Below are 17,470 nucleotides of genomic sequence, written 5' to 3'. Positions count from 1 at the left end.
TCGATATTTATACTCAATACGGTTACATTGATTTGCTTTAATCATCTCTACACCCTTCATATTTGAAGTCGCTAGGTTGTTGGCTGCACTCGCTCGCCTCAATCATATAGCACACCTATACTCATGGGGCTGCACTCCCTTGTCGCTTACTAGCAATTCCAATTATTTTAGGTATATTCACTGCAATCGTTTTAATCATGCGCTTAATGCTGGGTGTTATTAGGTTGTTAGCGTCAGTTAGCGCCTATTAAATAGAACATCTATACTTCGATTACTGCTTGCTTTAATGACCAGGAATATTGCACAAACTTTAATATGGAACCGCAGTTTATAGCCATGACAAGATGCAGACTATGGCAATTAATGCACCGATTTTAAAGTGGCCGCTAACTCTCTCATCTCTTCTAGCATCATATAAATCAAATGTAATTGCTGAAATACCATGACCGAAGGATCTTGACTTCGTTTATTCCATTGATTCAATTGATTCTCAAGAAGTTTTCGATTGTGTTCTAATTCATTTTGCGCAATCTGATCGGCATTATCGAGCAAGGTTTGTTGAATAAATACCAACTCGAAATGAATCTGGCGATGAGCTTGAGAGATCAATAGATGGGTATTATCACAATCCAATTGACGTCGATGTGCCCCTAACGTTGAAATATAACTTAATAATGCATGATTAAGGGTGAGGAAGCGGAAACTTTCTGCTTTGTGACTTTGGTAACGCTCTGGTTCAGCTAACATGTCACTGATGGTTGTTGATAAATTAGCATCTGCATGGTGAGCATCTCGACGTGCAATACGGTATTTAAGATCATTTTTTTTGCCAATACGGTATTGAGCGATGATTTGATCAAGATAGCGACAATTCCCTTCAATCGCCGAAGCCATCACTTTATGCAATTTATTATATTGCCAGTCAGGAAGGATGTACATTACTGAGATAACGGCTAAGGCACAACCAATAATGGTATCACCTAACCTAGGTATCATGACTTCAAACGCTTCGATTGGCTCAATAAAACAAAATAACACTAAAATGGTAATTGAAGCGGTGGCTAATGTATATCTGTTGGTTCGATAAGTGATAAATATCAAACCAGAAATAACGATCATGGTGAGCTGAGCCGCGGAGTTGGTTAATAGATAGAGCAGGGGAGCTCCAACTAATAAACCTATAATAGTTCCTGCTATGCGCTGGGTTAACTTGTTTTTCGTTGCACCATAGTTTGGCTGACAAACGAGTAATGTGGTCAATAATATCCAATAACCATGTTCTAAATCAAAAAGTTGAACAATGCCATAACCGACGGTCAATGCTATCGCTAAACGAACGCTGTGACGAAATCGTGATGAGTTAAGACGAATATCATTGATAACGGCAGATGCCATACTTGATAAATTGTGTGGCAAGGTGTCTGAGAGTTTAGTTTCTTCGAGAGTATCTGCATTTAATTTATCATTATTGGTAATATTCGCCAATTGTTGTTCAATGGCAGATAAATTATCGAATAAATACTCAAGCTGCATTAACAGTATTTGCCATTCTTCACGCTCTTGTTGTTGTAAGAAATCAAGAGCAGCCTTGATATCGAGTAAAGTGGTTTTGATCTTGTCATCATGGTGATAAGTTTGATTCAATAAGATGGCATTGGAAATATCACGGCAAGCCTCAGATTGTAGTTTCATCAATAAATTAAACCTAAATAAGATATCACTACGATTAAATGCGTTGGCAAGATCTTGATAGCGGTAATGGCTAGAACTTGCTCGTTCGTGCATGTCTTGGGCAAGAAAGTAAATTTTTAAATAACGATCATTTAATTGATTTGTTTTTCCTTGTTTAGATCGATGCTGGATCGTCTGTTTAGTCTGCTCTAATGCTGCGACAACTCTATTATTGAGGGCTGCTGCTTTGATTCTATAAGGTTGAGGCGTTAAATTGGAAACTGGAATAAATAGTTCGCTTTTATATTCTAGATAATCGGCGAACTGAGTAAAGAGATTCGATAAACTTTGTTGAACGGGCTTATAAGGCCATATCATTTGCCAAACAAGTGAAACTAAGCTGTACCAAGCGGCACCAATTAACAAAAATGTGGGTTGAAACCAGAATGAAGGGCTAATTTGATGACCAATCATGGTATAAACGGCTAATAGGATTGAAGCAAATGAGATAGCGGCGTACCGTTGACCGATTGCGCCAATCATAATAAAACCGATACAAGAGGTAAAAAGTCCTATTGCAAAAAGTAGCGGGGTATCAAATAGCAGTTCTATTGATAATGAAGCAATAAAGAAGCAACTTAGCATGATAATCAATGCGTTAATGCGCCCTTTTGAGTTATCATCAGTTTCAGCAAGTACGGAGGCAATAACGCCTAATATAATGGGAACCACGTAATCGAGTTCATTAAAATACAAAAAAGTTAACGCTGCACCAGTTAATGCGATAAGCACACGAAAGCTGTAATTGATATGATCTTTTGACCAGAATTGTGCAATTTGTGAAGTGATACTTTTCAATTAAGCTCCAGTATTTATTCCATGATTTGCTAAACTTATATGAGATTATGGCTGGAATTTAACCTACTCATACATTTTAATCATTTAAATTGTTCTTTATCTCAATTATTGTACTAAAAAAGGGCTGAAATTAGATGGTTAATATCAAAGATAATGATGATAAAAAGAAAGAGTTGAGATTTTAAGATGGAAATTAATGCGTCACGGTTGGCTTCACTTATGTCTCGTTGGGACTTTTCTAAAATTTGCCTAAATGATAATCAGATCCGTCTTCTCTCCTCTCATTATATATTAACTATTCCATTTGAGTGCTGGAATGGTGATTATCAGTTACAACGAGGCCTTCGTTGGGGACGAGTCACATTTCGTGGTATTGATGGACTGTCGAATCAAGATACATTCACTATCACCTCATTAACGCATTTTAGCCGTCAAAATACTCAACCTTTAGAGAAAAAAATCGATTATCGATATATTACAGATCAACAAGCGTACGTTGTTGGTCATCAGGAATTTAATCTCCCTGATCAGGATGAAAATGAGCAATACAATGAAAGGATGATAGAGACCTCATCAAAAGTATTGAGATCTACTGTTTATGGACTCCCATGGCAACAATGTGCTGAATTTTGTCAACAGATTGATCGACAATATCAACAATGGCATAAAACGGAGATGAGTAAATTAGATAAAGCCTATACCCCGTTAATCGATTTGATCCGAGAGTGGGTAAAGCCCAGTGCCTATTTGCGTTCATCGCAATTAGAACAGTTACAGCAACAGTTAACTGCGGCATTCATTGAGTATAATCTTTCGTTTAGTTTTGCATTAAAACATGATTATCAACGTTATCAGCCGATATTATGCTGGATAAATCAACCGATTGAAGCTCAAACAATATTTAACCGTCAAAACCAAGTTCAACTTTTAGCACAATGGCAACCCTGGCTAGATAGCATTGAGTCTCACCCGCTAAATTCTTCGCAGGTTGATTCTTTGTTATGTGATGAGGATGCTAATCTTATTTTAGCGGGTGCAGGATCAGGAAAAACAAGTGTGTTAGCCGCAAGGGCTGCATTCCTATTAGCCTCTGAACAAGCTGAAAAAGATCAAATTTTAATGTTAGCTTTTGGTAATAAGGCGGCAAAAGAGTTATCGCAACGGGTAAAAGAGTTTAGTCAGCAGCGTGTGTTGTCTTGTACATTCCACCATTTAGCGATGCAGATCATTAAAGAGGTGGAGGGGAATGCGGTAAAAATTTCTTCATTAGCGAGTGATAAAGAACAGCAGCATGTTTGGTTATCATCACAGCTTGAAGTTACTTGGCAACAAAAAGCCAAACTCAATCGGTGGCTAAAACATATTAAAGCCTGGCCGTTAGCAAGCTTGAAGCAAAATATTGCATCCGAAGAGCAGCTGAATCAGAAGCGGCATGATGAGAAATTACTCAATTTCATTTGGCGATTAATCATGCTTTTAGTTCAAAATGGATCTAATAAAAAAGCGTTACAAAGTAAAATTGATGAACAAGGTAATGAAAAAATTGAACAATTAAGAAGTGAACTGGAATTAATTTGGCCGCTTTACAAAAGTTATCTTGCCGAACTCAAAAAAACACAAAGCCAAGATTTTAATACCTTAATTAGCTTAGCAACTAAATATGCCAAAAGTGACCGATTTAAGTCTCCTTGGCACTATATTATGGTCGATGAATATCAAGACATATCGCCTGAACGTTTGGATTTGATTGATGCGCTCTGTTTTAATAAAAACCAGCAACAAACCGCTTCTATTTTTGCGGTAGGTGATGACTGGCAAGCCATTTATCAATTTGCAGGAGCTAAACTCGCTTTAACGACTGAGTTTTCGACTCGTTTTGTTAATAGTGAAATTCAATCTCTAGATACGACTTATCGTTTTAATAATATGATTGGAGAGGTTGCTAATCTTTTCATTCAACAAAATCCTAGTCAGTTAAAGAAAGTATTAAATAGTTTTAAGCAGCAGAAGAAAAAAGCGATCTCAATTATTGAGATGAAAAAATTAGAGCAGACATTACAAAAATTGCCAGAACAGAGTTCAGTTTTGATTTTAGCACGTAATAATCGACAGTTAGAACAACTTGCTGTCAGCGAAAACCAGTATAATCATCTACAGATTGAAAAAATGACCTGTCACAGCAGTAAAGGCAGAGAGGCTGAATATGTTTTTATTATTGATGTTGATGAAGGGATTTTCCCACCATTAAGACAGCAACGAGGCTTAGAATCCGTACTATTATCTTCGTTGGAATCATTTGAGTTTGCTGAGGAGCGTCGGCTTTTTTATGTCGCTTTGACTCGAGCAAAAAAGCAAGTTTGGCTCTGTTGTGATAAAAATAAAGCTTCTCCTTTTATTCGGGAATTGGTTTTTAATAATTATAACGTCAATTGTGGGGTGAGAATTAATCTCAAATAGATGACAACTCTTTATCATAAATTAAGGAGTTTAAATCAATGAAAAATTTTAAGTTGGTCATCATATTGGTTGTGTTGGCATTTGGTGCACTTTATTATTTTAATAACAAAGCAGAGAGCCCTGTCGCGACAGGAGGTGAAGACGTTGTAGAAACGGATACGACGAATACTGCCGACGCTCAACCTGCGGCAAGTGATAGTGAGCCTGCTGTGAGAGATGAAAGCAATAAAGAAGATGTCACTGAAGAGAAACTAGACGAAGTGGTCGATAAGGCTGTCGAGGAAGCGAAGAAGCAAGTCGAAGAGAAAGCGGAAGAAGTTAAAGCCGCTGTTTCAGAACAAGTTGAAACGGCAAATGAAAAGGTTGCTGAAGTCAATGAGTCGCTACAAAAATCAGCCGAGGAGTTGCAAAACAATCTTACTGAAAAGGTAGAAGAGGCAGCGAAAACTGAAGATAAACCAGATTTAAAAGCAGTGACTGATACAATCAAATCAGTCACCCTTGAGTAATAGCTTTATTTTGTACGTTCTTGAATATAGCTATCGTAATCTGGAATTTCGATAGCTACTTCTTCTTTAATTAACGGCGAACTAATTAAGAAATTTGCTGTTGCTCTGTTAGTTGCTACGGGAATATTCCATACCGCAGAGATACGTAATAAAGCTTTCACATCTGGATCATGAGGAACTGAATTTAACGGGTCCCAAAAGAATACCATTAAATCGATTTTACCTTCAGAAATAAGCGCACCGAGTTGTTGGTCGCCACCCATTGGACCAGAGATTAACTTTGTAATTTCTAGTTTATTCTCTTTCTCTAATAAATAGCCTGTGGTACCAGTTGCGTATAGGGTATGCTGTTCTAATGTCTCTTTATGTTCAGCCGTCCAACGAATGAGATCTATTTTGCAATTATCGTGAGCAACAAGCGCAATATGTTTGTTTTTCTGCATTATTCTGGTAGTTATATCCATGGAATTAAACCTTATATATAATTATGAATGAATATTCTGATGGTAAAACGTTAGTATAAATTGAGATATTTCTGAAATATTATTTCGATTAAATACGGGGATGGGGAGTTGACAGTTTTTAATATCTTGAGTGACGAAAGCAATTACATTGTTATCATTTAGATAAAATTTTGGACGCTGACAATCCTGCTTGTGAATTTCTATTTTTGGTATTGCCTGATCTCTAAATCCTTCAACAAGAATAAGATCAAGCTGACTATGATCTAATTGTTGAAGACATTCATTAAGAGAGGGTTCACTTCTAGTTGATTCCGGGTACTCAAAGTAGAGCATGTGACGTTCTTTAGTTGCAAGTAAGGTTTGATCACAACCTGCATGCCGGAGTCGGTAACTGTCTTTCCCTGGTTTATCAGGTTCTATTTGATGGTGGCTATGTTTGATTAAACCAATTCGTATTCCATTTGCTTTTAACTTAGGAATTAATTTTTCTAATAGTGTTGTTTTTCCAGAACCGCTATAACCGGCAAAACCTATAATTGTTTTCATCATCAAAAAAAAGAGTAATTGAATAGAGAGTTATAATCTCACTGACGATTTTGAAATGCAATAGAGAAGAAACAACAAATAGGGATACAATAGTGGTAATTTGAAATAACGAGAGGAGAGTAAAGGAACTTGCGTTGGGAGGATTTAAATGGCAGAAATAAAAATACGGACCTTAGCCCGTATTTTTTTTAACATTCTAAATTATAATCGAAATTATAAAGGAGAAACGTTAACAGCTTGAAGACCTTTCTGGCCTTGCTCAACACCAAAAGATACTTTTTGGCCTTCAGCTAGAGTTTTGAAACCGTCAGAAACGATTGCACGGAAATGTACGAATACGTCAGCGCCGCCGTTGTCTTGAGTGATGAAACCAAAACCTTTCTCTTCGTTAAACCACTTAACAGTACCAGTATTTGTATTAGACATAATTGTCCCTTATTTAAATTCGTTAAAAAATCGCTTTATGCGAAGGTCTGAGCAATCGAATTATTAATTGTTACGATAAAGCTAAGGGAAACACAGAGAACAATAATGTATCTACGGATTATCTTGTACTTTTACGGTATTTAATAACTCCAAACTACAGAGCCCGTGTAGATTACCATGTAGAAGAGATAAGTAAACCCTATTTGAGTAAATAATGATTTAAATTATTAAATATAGGGTTAAATTTAACTGACAAACTACTAGGTGATAAACTTAATTTTTTGATTAAGTGTTTGTTTTAAAAGTTGTTAATTTCATTTTTTTATTGAAATCTGCATTAGTTAGTTTTATTGAAGAGTCCAATTTAAATTTAACTAGTTTGTCAGTATCAACCAGATTAATGATGATGTAGCGATAATAATCCATAAGGATACGCCTAATATTAATGGTTTGATCCCTGCTTGTTTGAGTTTTTGTATTGAAATTCCACAGCCAATTAGAAATAAGGCTAAGATCAATAACTGTTTGGCTCCAACGAATATGGTGTGATAAATAGATTCAAATTGAGGTACATAATGATGAGTCAGAATTGCGGCACAATAAAAAAAGATGAAGTAAGGTAGGGTGATTTTTTTACTCTCACTTTTAAATAAAATAGCACTAATAAATGCAACAGGGATAATCCATAGTGCGCGCGCCAATTTTAATGTGGTTGCAATTTTTAAGGCTTCTTCACCATAAGCTGACGCAGCTCCAACAACTGAAGATGTGTCATGGATTGCAACTGCTGACCACATACCAAAGGTTTGTTGGCTAAGACCAAACCAATGGCCTAATAAAGGGAAAAGAACCAATGCTATGGAGTTAAGTACAAATACGACGGCTAGAGCAAGGGCTGTTTGTTCACCTCGTGCATTAATTGCTGGAGAAACTGCCGCTATTGCACTCCCACCACAAATAGCTGTGCCTGATGCAATTAAGTAACCCGTTTTACTCTCTAATTTTAAAGCTTTAGTTATTAGCATTCCAATGATTAGTGTGCCGGCGATAGTACTAACAATTAAGCCTAAGCCATGAGAGGTTACCGAGATGGCTTGGTCAAGGTTGATACCAAATCCTAGCCCAATAATGGAATAAGAGAGTAACTTTTTGGTCCAAGCTTGAATATTAATCTCTTTGGGAATTAAGCCCAACAATGAAAGGATAAACCCAGAGATAAGTGCAATAGGTGAATTAAAAAAGGGAGTTAGTGCTAAAAATGCTAATACAGTGAAAGGTAAAGATTTTTTTTGAAATAACAATGATATATTTAACGACATGATCAACAATGATTGAAAAAAGAGGCGTATTTTAACAACTATAAGTGAGGTATTTCTAGTTATTATTGAAAAATAAGGTTGAATTTTTTCTGTTTATAACCTAACGCTTAGGTGAAGCTGTTGATTGTGATAAACCACTTTTATATTTATCCCTTCGTACTTGGAGCTGCTAGGTCATTAGCTACATTCACTCGGCTCAATCATGTAGTACACCTACACTCCTGGGGCCTCAATCACTTACCGCCTACTAGCAACTCCAATTATTTTAGGTATATTGACGATTTAATTCCAATTTATAAAAATGTTGGTAATAAACCTAAAAGCGCCAATGCTTCACAGATAAAGACCAATACTCCAAATAATAGAACAAAGTAGAGTCTTGCTTGTCCACCGGCTAACCGATAAGTTTTGCTCTTCCCACGTTGGCGACAGACTAAAGCAATGCTACACGGCAAGATAAAGACAAAAATACTTGCTAATAAAGAAGCATAACCAATTGCAACAATGAAGCCATTTGGAATCGCTGCACCAAGAACAATGACAGGGATAAACGTAATGGCTCCCGCTGCCCAATGTTGTGCTTTAGTTTCATTTAAATTAAATAAATCTTTAATAAAATCCAATAAACCTAAAGCGACACCTAGAAATGAGCTTGCTAAGGCAAATTTAGCGAAGAAACTTAATAGTCCATCAACCAATGAGCTTGCCGTTGAGCCACTCACGGATTGAATCAGCGTATTAACATTACCACCTTGTGAAACTAGGGCATTAAAATCACCCCTATCTACACTACCAAGGATCGCTAACTGCCAGATAATATAAATGGTTAACGTCAGTAGGCTGCCATAGAGTATCGCGCGCTGTGATTTTTTAATGTCTTTATTATAGTGTTTAACAATACTTGGCACGGTACTGTGAAAACCAAAGCTGATGGCTAAAACAGGAATTCCGACCCAAATATAGGGTAAAAAGTCACTCATTGGAGTCGCTGGAAATAGATAATTGACTTTGATATTTGATGATAACTCTACAATGGACCAAACAAAAGAGATCACCATTGCCACTATCATGATAGTACTGACACGATCAACTGTACGGGAGCCCAACATGACAATTAAACCTAAAACAGCACCAAAAATTACACTGTACTGCCAAGTTGGTAATTGAATGTTGAAGGCTGAGTTAAAGGTACTAGAGAGAACAGATGAGCCACCAGAAACATAAGCGTAACAAAGAATATAACTCACAAATCCAACTGAGATAAATGAACCAACGCTACCTAGTTTTCCTAAGGTATCTTTTGCCATGGTGGCGTAATTAACACCAGTTTTGTAATTCATATTGGCTTCTGCTAGATACATTGCTGAACTATAAGCACAAAAGCAGCAGAAAATGAGAATTAATATCGACCAACCAAACCACATTCCAGCACTAATAATAGGTAAAGAAAGCATACCGCCGCCTATAGCTGTGCCGGCAATTATCATTGCACCCCCAAGGATATGAGGTGAAGACTTAGGGCTCTTTTGATCAGTTTGGTTCATTTTAGATATTAACCTTGTGTAAAGTGTACTTGTTAACTAGTTTGTGATTACATCATAAATAAGGCAATAACTCTAATTATTTTGTAATTATTCTTTAATTACTTTTATAAATGTTAATATGTTGGAGTTTTGAGTTGTTTATTTTAACAAAGGCAAAACAACTTACCATTTGCTGGGTTTATCTTAAATAGGTAATAAACTAATTTCTCAATATGGATAAAATAGACCTTAAATAAGGTAAGGTTTAATAACAAACATGTGTTAATTAACTGATTAATCGATTAAAAAATTGCCAATGTTAAGTGTGTTATTAAGGTGTGTGTTTAATATTTAATAATTGATAAAAATAAAACTTACCACTATAATTCAATTGATTACCGTATAATAGGTACTTGTCGAGCACTTAGAATATTCAATATTTTTGTAGTAAATAGTTTTTTACTATCGTTAATTAAACTTAATGCACTGATCTAGAACACTAAATTATTTTTTTCAACAGTTTTAAGTGTTTAGGAAATGGATTCTTTATTAGATCAGTTATACTCAATTTAGGTATACATGGTATGAAATCTCAGCCAAGTTCTTCTGGAAATGTTACAAAAACCTCAGAGCGCAATAAATTCTTGATTATTTTATTTATTATTCTTCCAGTATTAGCATTGTCTGTTATTGGTGTTTGGTCAATTGTTGAATTTATTATTCAACACAATGCAATTTCTTAACAGGCTGATTATTGGAGAATAATATATGAAATGGTTAATTGATTTATGGCGAACGTTTACTCGTCCTGCTAAATATCTCTCTGTTGGTACTATTGCAGTAACTTCATTTGCTCTAGGTATATTTTTTTGGGGCGGATTAAATGCCACCATTGAACATACAAGTTCAGATGAATTTTGTGTTAGTTGTCATAGCATGGAAGAGAATGCAAAAGAACTACAACACACAATTCACGGCATGAATCGCACAGGTGTGACTGCTCAGTGTGCAGATTGTCATATCCCTCACGAATTAGGACCTAAATTAGGACGCAAGTTTGCGGCCTTGAATGATATTTGGGGTGAAATGACTGGGGTTATTGATACTGACGAAAAATTTGAAGCTAAACGGTTAGAGATGGCACAAAAAGAGTGGAAACGTTTTGCTGCTGATGGTTCTCAATCTTGTAAAAATTGCCATGCTTATGACAAGATGAATTGGGAGCAGATGTCCGATTTAGCGCAGCAACGCATGATCCCAGCCGCCGCTAAAGATCAAAGCTGTATGGATTGTCATAAAGGTATTGCTCATGAACTACCTGATATGGATAACTCAAACTCACCAGAGTTAATTAGTGCGGTAGGTTCTGGTGAAAGCTCATTACAGAAAGGGCAAGAGTACTACTCGATTCTTTCTAAGCCTCTTTATACTGCTGCAACGGGTGATACCAATGCAGGTAAGTTAAATATTGCGACCAAAGTGAAAGTGTTAGAAATTGAAGGTGACCGCGTTTTAGTTGGTATCGATGGTTGGCGTAAGCGTATTGGTGCAGGTCGTGTGATTTATTTCGATTTTGGTGTCAATATTCTCTCTGCTCAGTTAACGAAAGAAGAAGCATTAGCCGATGGTGTTATTCAAACGTTTGATGAAAAAGAAGATCCATTGACTGGTCTTACTTGGCAGAAGGTTGAAGCCAAAGTTTGGACTGATAATCAGTACTTAACGCCAAGTGCGGATGGAATTTGGGATTATGCGTCAGGTGTTTATGAATCAAGCTGTAGTGTTTGTCACGCCCAACCAGATGTGAAGCATTATGATGCCAATACGTGGCCAAGTATTTTCCAAGGCATGGTTTCATTTACCTCTATGGATAAAGAGACGCAAGCTTTAATTCAGAAATACTTACAAGAACATTCATCGACTTTCGGCAAACACGAGTAATAGGAACTTACCCATGAATAGACGACAATTTTTAAAAGGGCTGCTTTCTACATCTTGTGTTGCAGCTGGTAGTTCAACGGTTTTAGCGCCAATGAAAGCTTTAGCTGCGGCTCCTAAAGAGAAGTGGCTAACAACAGGTTCGCATTTTGGTGCTTATCAAATGCAACGAAACAATGGTGTGATTGCAGATGTGCGCCCGTTAACGACGGATGCATTCACTGATCACTATCCAACCGATATGATGAATGGTTTAATTGGGCAGGTCTATAACCCATCACGTGTCCGTTATCCGATGGTTCGTTTAGATTTCTTATTAAATGGACATAAGAGCGATACCACGCAACGTGGTGATTTCCGCTTTGTTCGTGTCACTTGGGATAAAGCACTTAATTTGTTTAAAAACTCGTTAGATGAAATTCAAACAAATTATGGCCCATCAGCTCTGCATGCAGGTCAAACAGGCTGGCGTGCAACAGGTCAATTCCATTCAAGCACTAACCATATGCAGCGTGCGGTAAGTATGCATGGTAACTTCGTTAAGAAATCTGGCGATTACTCGACAGGAGCAGGGCAGGTTATTCTTCCTTATGTACTTGGTTCTACAGAAGTCTACTCTCAAGGTACTTCTTGGTCTGTGATTTTAGAGCAGACTAAGACCTTGGTACTTTGGGCTAATGATCCAGTTAAGAATCTACAAGTGGGTTGGAATGCAGAGACCCATGAGTCATTTGCTTATTTAGCTGAATTGAAAAAGAAAATTGCGAATAAAGAGATCCGCGTTATCAGCATTGATCCTGTTGTGACAAAGACTCAAGCTTATTTAGGTTGTGAGCATATCTATGTTAATCCACAAACTGATGTGGCATTAATGCTGGGTATTGCTCATGAGATGATCAGTAATAACTTACATGATAAGAAATTTATTGATGGCTATAGTTTAGGCTACGATCGTTTTGAACCGTATGTATTAGGTAAAGATGACGGTGTCGAGAAGAGTGCTGAGTGGGCTTCGAAGATTACAGGCGTACCTGTTGATGTGATTCGAGAACTGGCTAAGAGCATGACGGCCGATCGCACGCAAATGATGTTTGGTTGGTGTATTCAACGTCAGCAACACGGCGAGCAACCTTATTGGATGGGCGCGGTATTAGCGACAATGATCGGACAGATTGGTCTTCCGGGTGGTGGTGTGAGTTATGGTCACCACTATTCTGGTATTGGCGTTCCATCATCTGGTGCTTCAACTTTTGGTGCATTTCCTGGTGGTATTGATAAGGGGCAGAAACCTCTGTTCCCTAGCAATGACTTTAAAGGTGCAAGCTCGGTAATTCCTGTAGCTCGTTTTGTTGATGCTATTTTAAACCCAGGTGAAACGATTGATGCTTATGGCTCTAAGTTTACTTTCCCTGATATTAAGATGATGGTCTTTTCAGGTAATAACCCTTGGAGTCATCATCAAGATCGTAACAAAATGAAAGAAGCGTTCCGTAAACTAGAGTGTGTGGTTACTGTTGATGTCAACTGGACGGCAACCTGCCGTTTCTCCGATATTGTTCTACCTGCATGTACCACTTACGAGCGTAATGACGTTGATGTATATGGTAGTTATTCGAACCGTGGTGTCATTGCGATGCATAAGATGGTTGAACCGCTGTTTGATAGCTTAAGTGACTTTGATATCTTCACACGTTTTGCAGCCGTCTTAGGTAAGCAAAGTGAATATACTCGAAATATGAACGAGATAGAGTGGTTAGAGCTACTGTATAACGATTGTAAAAATGCCAACAAGGGTAAATTCCCTATGCCAGACTTTGCAACGTTCTGGAAAGAAGGTTATGTTGATTTTGGCGCTGGTAAACCGTGGGTTCGTCATGCTGAATTCCGTGATGATCCAGAGATTAATCCTTTAGGCACGCCGTCTGGTTTGATTGAGATTTATAGTCGTAAAATTGCGACCTATAAATATGATGATTGTCAGGGACACCCAATGTGGATGGAGAAATCTGAACGTAGTCATGGTGGACCAGGCTCAGATAAACATCCGTTCTGGTTACAATCTTGCCATCCAAATAAGCGTTTGCACTCTCAGATGTGTGAATCAGAAGAGTTCCGTTATTCCTATGCAGTGAAGGGGCGTGAGCCTGTTTATATGAACCCTCAAGATGCTAAGCGTAAAGGGATCAAAAATGGTGATCTGGTTCGAGTTTTCAACGGGCGTGGTCAACTATTAGCGGGTGCTGTTGTATCTGAGCACTACTCGAAAGGCGTGTTACGCATTGAAGAGGGGGCTTGGTTTGGTCCTGTAGGTAAAAATGGCAGCGTTAAAGGCGGTAATGAAATTGGCGCTCTTTGTAGTTATGGCGATCCAAATACCTTAACTCAAGATATCGGTACCTCTAAACTTGCACAAGCTTGTGCAGCTTATTCATGTGTTGTTGACGTTGAGAAATTTACCGGTAAAGTTCCTGCTGTGAGCTCTTTTGGTGGACCAATAGAAATTAAATTATGAACGATGAGTTAAATTTAGTGAGAAGTCAGGTATACCAATTGCTTTCATCTTTTTTTGCTAAGGAGATTTCGACGCAACAGCGTTTAGATCTTACAACAACTGAGATGATGGCATTTTGGTCACAGCTATCTCTTGATCCACAGTTTAGTCATGACATAAAAATCATCACGAAAACATTGGAACAAGCAAATAGTGAACGAGATCTGTTAGAACTTGCTGCAGACTATTGTGGCCTGTTTTTAGTGGGGACTAAACATAGTGCTTCACCCTATGCTGGCCTTTATCAGACAACCATAACTGCTGAACAAGAGCCAACTCTTTTTGGCCCTCAACATCAACAAATGGTGACTTTTTTAAATCAAAGTGAATTGTCTGTGCAGTCAGAATTTCGTGAACCAGCAGATCATGTTGCAGTTATACTGGCTTATTTATCTCATCTATGTACCAAAGATCCACTTGATGAGCAGAAGTTATTTATCACTACGACGTTAACACCTTGGTTAAATAGTTTTGTTAATAAGGTTGTTGAAGTCGATAAAGGACAAGATGGGGTGTTTTATTCTGCTGTTGCTCGATTGACACTTTCTTGGTTAGAATCTGATTTAGAGTGGTTAGATCTTGAATTGAATTCTTGATGTATATGGGACGGTTATCATTTGTGAACTAGCCATTTAACCATTTATAAAATAAAAAATGCCGATCTTATTCTACTTAAGATCGGCATTTCTGTTTTGGTTGGTAGTGTTCAAGCAAAAATTAAAGAAAAAAAGCCGAGAATAATCTCGGCGCAATTTATATTAGCTTCTAATTAATTCTCTTCTAAAATCCAGATCGCTAGCTCTACACGAGAACGAAGACTTAATTTCTTTAAAATAGATTTAACGTAAACTTTTACCGTTCCTTCCGAGATCTCTAGCTTCTTAGCGATCATCTTATTCGTCATGCCTTTAGCAATAAGCTTAGCGGTTTGCAGTTCACGACGAGTTAGATCAGCAATATTTTGCTGGCTACTGCTCTTTTCTCGTAAACCTTCTAGTAACATTGGTGCTAACTCATTGCTTAGAACCATCTCTCCGTTACAGGCTTTATCAATGGATTCTAGTAATTGTTCAGGTTCCATATCTTTAAGAAGGTAGCCATCTGCACCCGATTTAATTAATGTGATCAAATCACCTTTATAATTGGATACAGTAAACATAACGATGCGACTTGAAACATGTTCATTACGAAGAGCGATCAAAGTATCAAGACCATTCATAACAGGCATATTTAAATCTAATAAAATAAGGTCTGGATCGTGTTCTTTTGCTAACTCTATACCTTCACTTCCACTGTGAGCCATCGCAATAACTTCCATATTCGGGCTCATGCTAATAAGGTGTTTTAAGCCTTGACATAACATTGGGTGATCATCAATAAGTAAGATGCTCGCTTTTTGATCAGTATCATTCATAATGAGTGCTCTATCAGTTTAGTGATTAATTATCTGTTAGTTTATATCAATCGAAATCAATATGTTAGTTCCCTGGTTAACTTTTGATTGAATATCAATCGTTCCAGGGAGAAATTGTGCTCGTTCAGTCATGATTTTTAAGCCATGATGATTTTCTATCGATTTGACTTCTTCCATTCCACGACCATTATCTGAAATGATAACCGTCACCTTATCCTTGGTTGGGTTTACCGTCATGCTTAAATCGACTTCTGTTGCTTCTGCATGTTTATGGATATTTGCCAGTGCTTCTCGAATAATTTGTAAAATGTGTACAGATTGGTTTGGAGAGAGTAAATCTGCAGGTAATTTGTACTCGAGACCAATATTTAACCCTAATTTGCTATTAAATTCATTGATTGTTTCTTTAATGGCTGGGAATAATCCCGGTTCATTTAACGAAAGTCTAAACGTAGTTAATAAGTGACGAAGTTGGGTATAAGCTTGATCAACTTCATTACGAACTTGTTTTAATTGCTCTTTTAATTCAGGTTCATTCATTGCTGGATGCATTTGCATACAGCTAATGCCAATTTTTAGACATGAGAGGGATTGGGCAATTGAGTCGTGCAATTCCCTAGCAATCGCTGTTCGTTCTTCGGCTAATATTAAACTATGCGTTAACGTCTCTTGATGACGAGCAGAAAGTGAAAGCGTGATCTGTTTTACCAAAGAAGCAAGTAAATTGATTTCAATACTTTCTACCTCTTTTTCTTCCCTAATCGCAACTTTAAATAGACCATAATGATGTAGGTTATCATTCAAAGGCCATTCGAAAATTTTGTTCTCTTCTGTATTAAATGTACTTGAATCATTATTTGTTGAGATCAATTGATTTTCTGCCACTTGATTTAGATCGAATATTTCGATACTAATACCTTCGTAATCTGTAATCTCTTTCAATTCACTCAAAATTGGGTTAAACAATGAGCAGTAATCTTTACTATTATCAGAAATAAGCAAACCACTGGCTCTGAACATAAGATCCAATAGTTGGTTTTGATAGCTTAGTTTCTTAGTTTTTTCATGTATAGTTTCAATCAAATTAGTTTGAGATGCATTAATATCTTCAGCCATATTATTAAGTAATAAGCCAAGTTGAGTAATCTCATTATTTTTTGTTTGAGTTTCATAGCGAAACTTATAATTACCATTAGTGAGTTCTTCTGTCATCACTAAAATTTGACGCCAAGGATCAAATATTCGACTTTTTAATTGTGAAATGACGCAATATAGGAGTAAGAAAATGGCAACTAATAATGCCGTTTGAATCGTTTTTAAAATAGAGACATTTGCTTCGGTTTTTCGATCTATACGCTCAACTAAAACATCTAAACGAGAGACAAATTTAACAACATCAATACGAATATCATCAGCGTGTTGTGCTGATAAAAACTTAGGTTTTAGATCTCGATACCAAAGGCCTTTTATGTGATTAAAAGCAGGCTGTAATTTCTTTTCTTTAAATAAATATGTTAACTGCTGCGCTTTTAAATCCTCATCTATTTCTAATAATGAAGTTTCTTTTTCTGGCGTGTTAATTGGTAATAACGTGAGAACCTCATAAGCTTTCATTCTCATGTGACCAATTTTGTTAATTGCGTGTGCGTTACCTTGAATTTCAATGGTGGTATAGATCGAAGCGGAAATACTAAGGATAGCACAAGCACTCAATACACAAAGTGATAAAGCAATGGTATTAAGCATCGAAATTGAATGTACTTTCCGATACAGATTTTGTATAAACATTAATGG

Annotated in this window: 14 protein-coding genes; 6 read left to right on the top strand and 8 right to left on the bottom strand. The window is 37.0% G+C overall.

Annotation, left to right across the window (positions count from 1 at the left end; genetic code table 11):
- Nucleotides 1-360: 360 nt before the first annotated feature.
- Nucleotides 361-2,529 (bottom strand): YccS family putative transporter, encoded by a 2,169-nt coding sequence (gene yccS, locus L0B53_RS14270; protein ID WP_235060271.1) that lies wholly within the window; start codon nucleotides 2,527-2,529, stop codon nucleotides 361-363.
- A 186-nt stretch (nucleotides 2,530-2,715) separates the two neighbouring features.
- Here yccS and helD point away from each other — a divergent pair, with 186 nt between their 5' ends.
- Nucleotides 2,716-4,986, top strand: coding sequence for a DNA helicase IV (helD, locus tag L0B53_RS14265; RefSeq protein ID WP_235060270.1), 2,271 nt, complete (start codon nucleotides 2,716-2,718; stop codon nucleotides 4,984-4,986).
- A 38-nt stretch (nucleotides 4,987-5,024) separates the two neighbouring features.
- Nucleotides 5,025-5,495 carry a hypothetical protein gene (locus tag L0B53_RS14260; protein WP_235060269.1) on the top strand — a complete coding sequence of 157 codons (471 nt, stop codon included), beginning with the start codon at nucleotides 5,025-5,027 and terminating at the stop codon, nucleotides 5,493-5,495.
- A gap of 5 nt (nucleotides 5,496-5,500) precedes the next feature.
- On the opposite strand, the gene L0B53_RS14255 is transcribed toward L0B53_RS14260, so the two are convergent.
- The 5 genes from L0B53_RS14255 to L0B53_RS14235 form a co-directional block, all read right to left on the bottom strand.
- Nucleotides 5,501-5,959, bottom strand: a complete 459-nt coding sequence (locus L0B53_RS14255) for a methylglyoxal synthase (RefSeq protein ID WP_235060268.1) — start codon at nucleotides 5,957-5,959, stop codon at nucleotides 5,501-5,503.
- 21 nt (nucleotides 5,960-5,980) lie between these two features.
- A complete protein-coding gene (gene mobB / locus L0B53_RS14250; RefSeq protein ID WP_409202813.1) occupies nucleotides 5,981-6,508 on the bottom strand; it encodes a molybdopterin-guanine dinucleotide biosynthesis protein B in 528 nt (175 codons plus the stop codon).
- Between the two features lie 210 nt (nucleotides 6,509-6,718).
- Nucleotides 6,719-6,931, bottom strand: a complete 213-nt coding sequence (locus L0B53_RS14245; protein WP_235060267.1) for a cold-shock protein — start codon at nucleotides 6,929-6,931, stop codon at nucleotides 6,719-6,721.
- A gap of 374 nt (nucleotides 6,932-7,305) precedes the next feature.
- Nucleotides 7,306-8,250, bottom strand: a complete 945-nt coding sequence (locus L0B53_RS14240) for a YeiH family protein (protein ID WP_235060266.1) — start codon at nucleotides 8,248-8,250, stop codon at nucleotides 7,306-7,308.
- A 293-nt stretch (nucleotides 8,251-8,543) separates the two neighbouring features.
- Nucleotides 8,544-9,794: an amino acid permease gene (locus L0B53_RS14235; RefSeq protein WP_235060265.1), complete on the bottom strand. Its 1,251-nt coding sequence runs from the start codon at nucleotides 9,792-9,794 to the stop codon at nucleotides 8,544-8,546.
- A 563-nt stretch (nucleotides 9,795-10,357) separates the two neighbouring features.
- On the opposite strand from L0B53_RS14235, the gene L0B53_RS14230 reads away from it, so the two are divergent.
- From L0B53_RS14230 to torD, 4 genes are read left to right on the top strand one after another with little or no spacing between them, the layout of a single operon-like run.
- Nucleotides 10,358-10,516: a hypothetical protein gene (locus L0B53_RS14230; RefSeq protein WP_235060264.1), complete on the top strand. Its 159-nt coding sequence runs from the start codon at nucleotides 10,358-10,360 to the stop codon at nucleotides 10,514-10,516.
- A gap of 25 nt (nucleotides 10,517-10,541) precedes the next feature.
- Nucleotides 10,542-11,714, top strand: coding sequence for a NapC/NirT family cytochrome c (locus L0B53_RS14225; protein WP_235060263.1), 1,173 nt, complete (start codon nucleotides 10,542-10,544; stop codon nucleotides 11,712-11,714).
- Between the two features lie 13 nt (nucleotides 11,715-11,727).
- Nucleotides 11,728-14,223 (top strand): trimethylamine-N-oxide reductase TorA, encoded by a 2,496-nt coding sequence (gene torA, locus L0B53_RS14220; RefSeq protein ID WP_235060262.1) that lies wholly within the window; start codon nucleotides 11,728-11,730, stop codon nucleotides 14,221-14,223.
- A complete protein-coding gene (gene torD / locus L0B53_RS14215; protein ID WP_235060261.1) occupies nucleotides 14,220-14,858 on the top strand; it encodes a molecular chaperone TorD in 639 nt (212 codons plus the stop codon). The genes torA and torD overlap by 4 nt, the downstream gene beginning before the upstream one ends.
- A gap of 173 nt (nucleotides 14,859-15,031) precedes the next feature.
- On the opposite strand, the gene narL is transcribed toward torD, so the two are convergent.
- Both narL and L0B53_RS14205 read right to left on the bottom strand, forming a co-directional pair.
- A complete protein-coding gene (gene narL, locus L0B53_RS14210; RefSeq protein WP_235060260.1) occupies nucleotides 15,032-15,676 on the bottom strand; it encodes a two-component system response regulator NarL in 645 nt (214 codons plus the stop codon).
- A 36-nt stretch (nucleotides 15,677-15,712) separates the two neighbouring features.
- Nucleotides 15,713-17,464 (bottom strand): histidine kinase, encoded by a 1,752-nt coding sequence (locus L0B53_RS14205; RefSeq protein ID WP_235060259.1) that lies wholly within the window; start codon nucleotides 17,462-17,464, stop codon nucleotides 15,713-15,715.
- Nucleotides 17,465-17,470: the final 6 nt, after the last annotated feature.

It is taken from the genome of Vibrio sp. SS-MA-C1-2, assembly GCF_021513135.1.
Lineage (GTDB): Bacteria > Pseudomonadota > Gammaproteobacteria > Enterobacterales > Vibrionaceae.
This window is presented reverse-complemented; position numbering and strand designations above follow the sequence as displayed.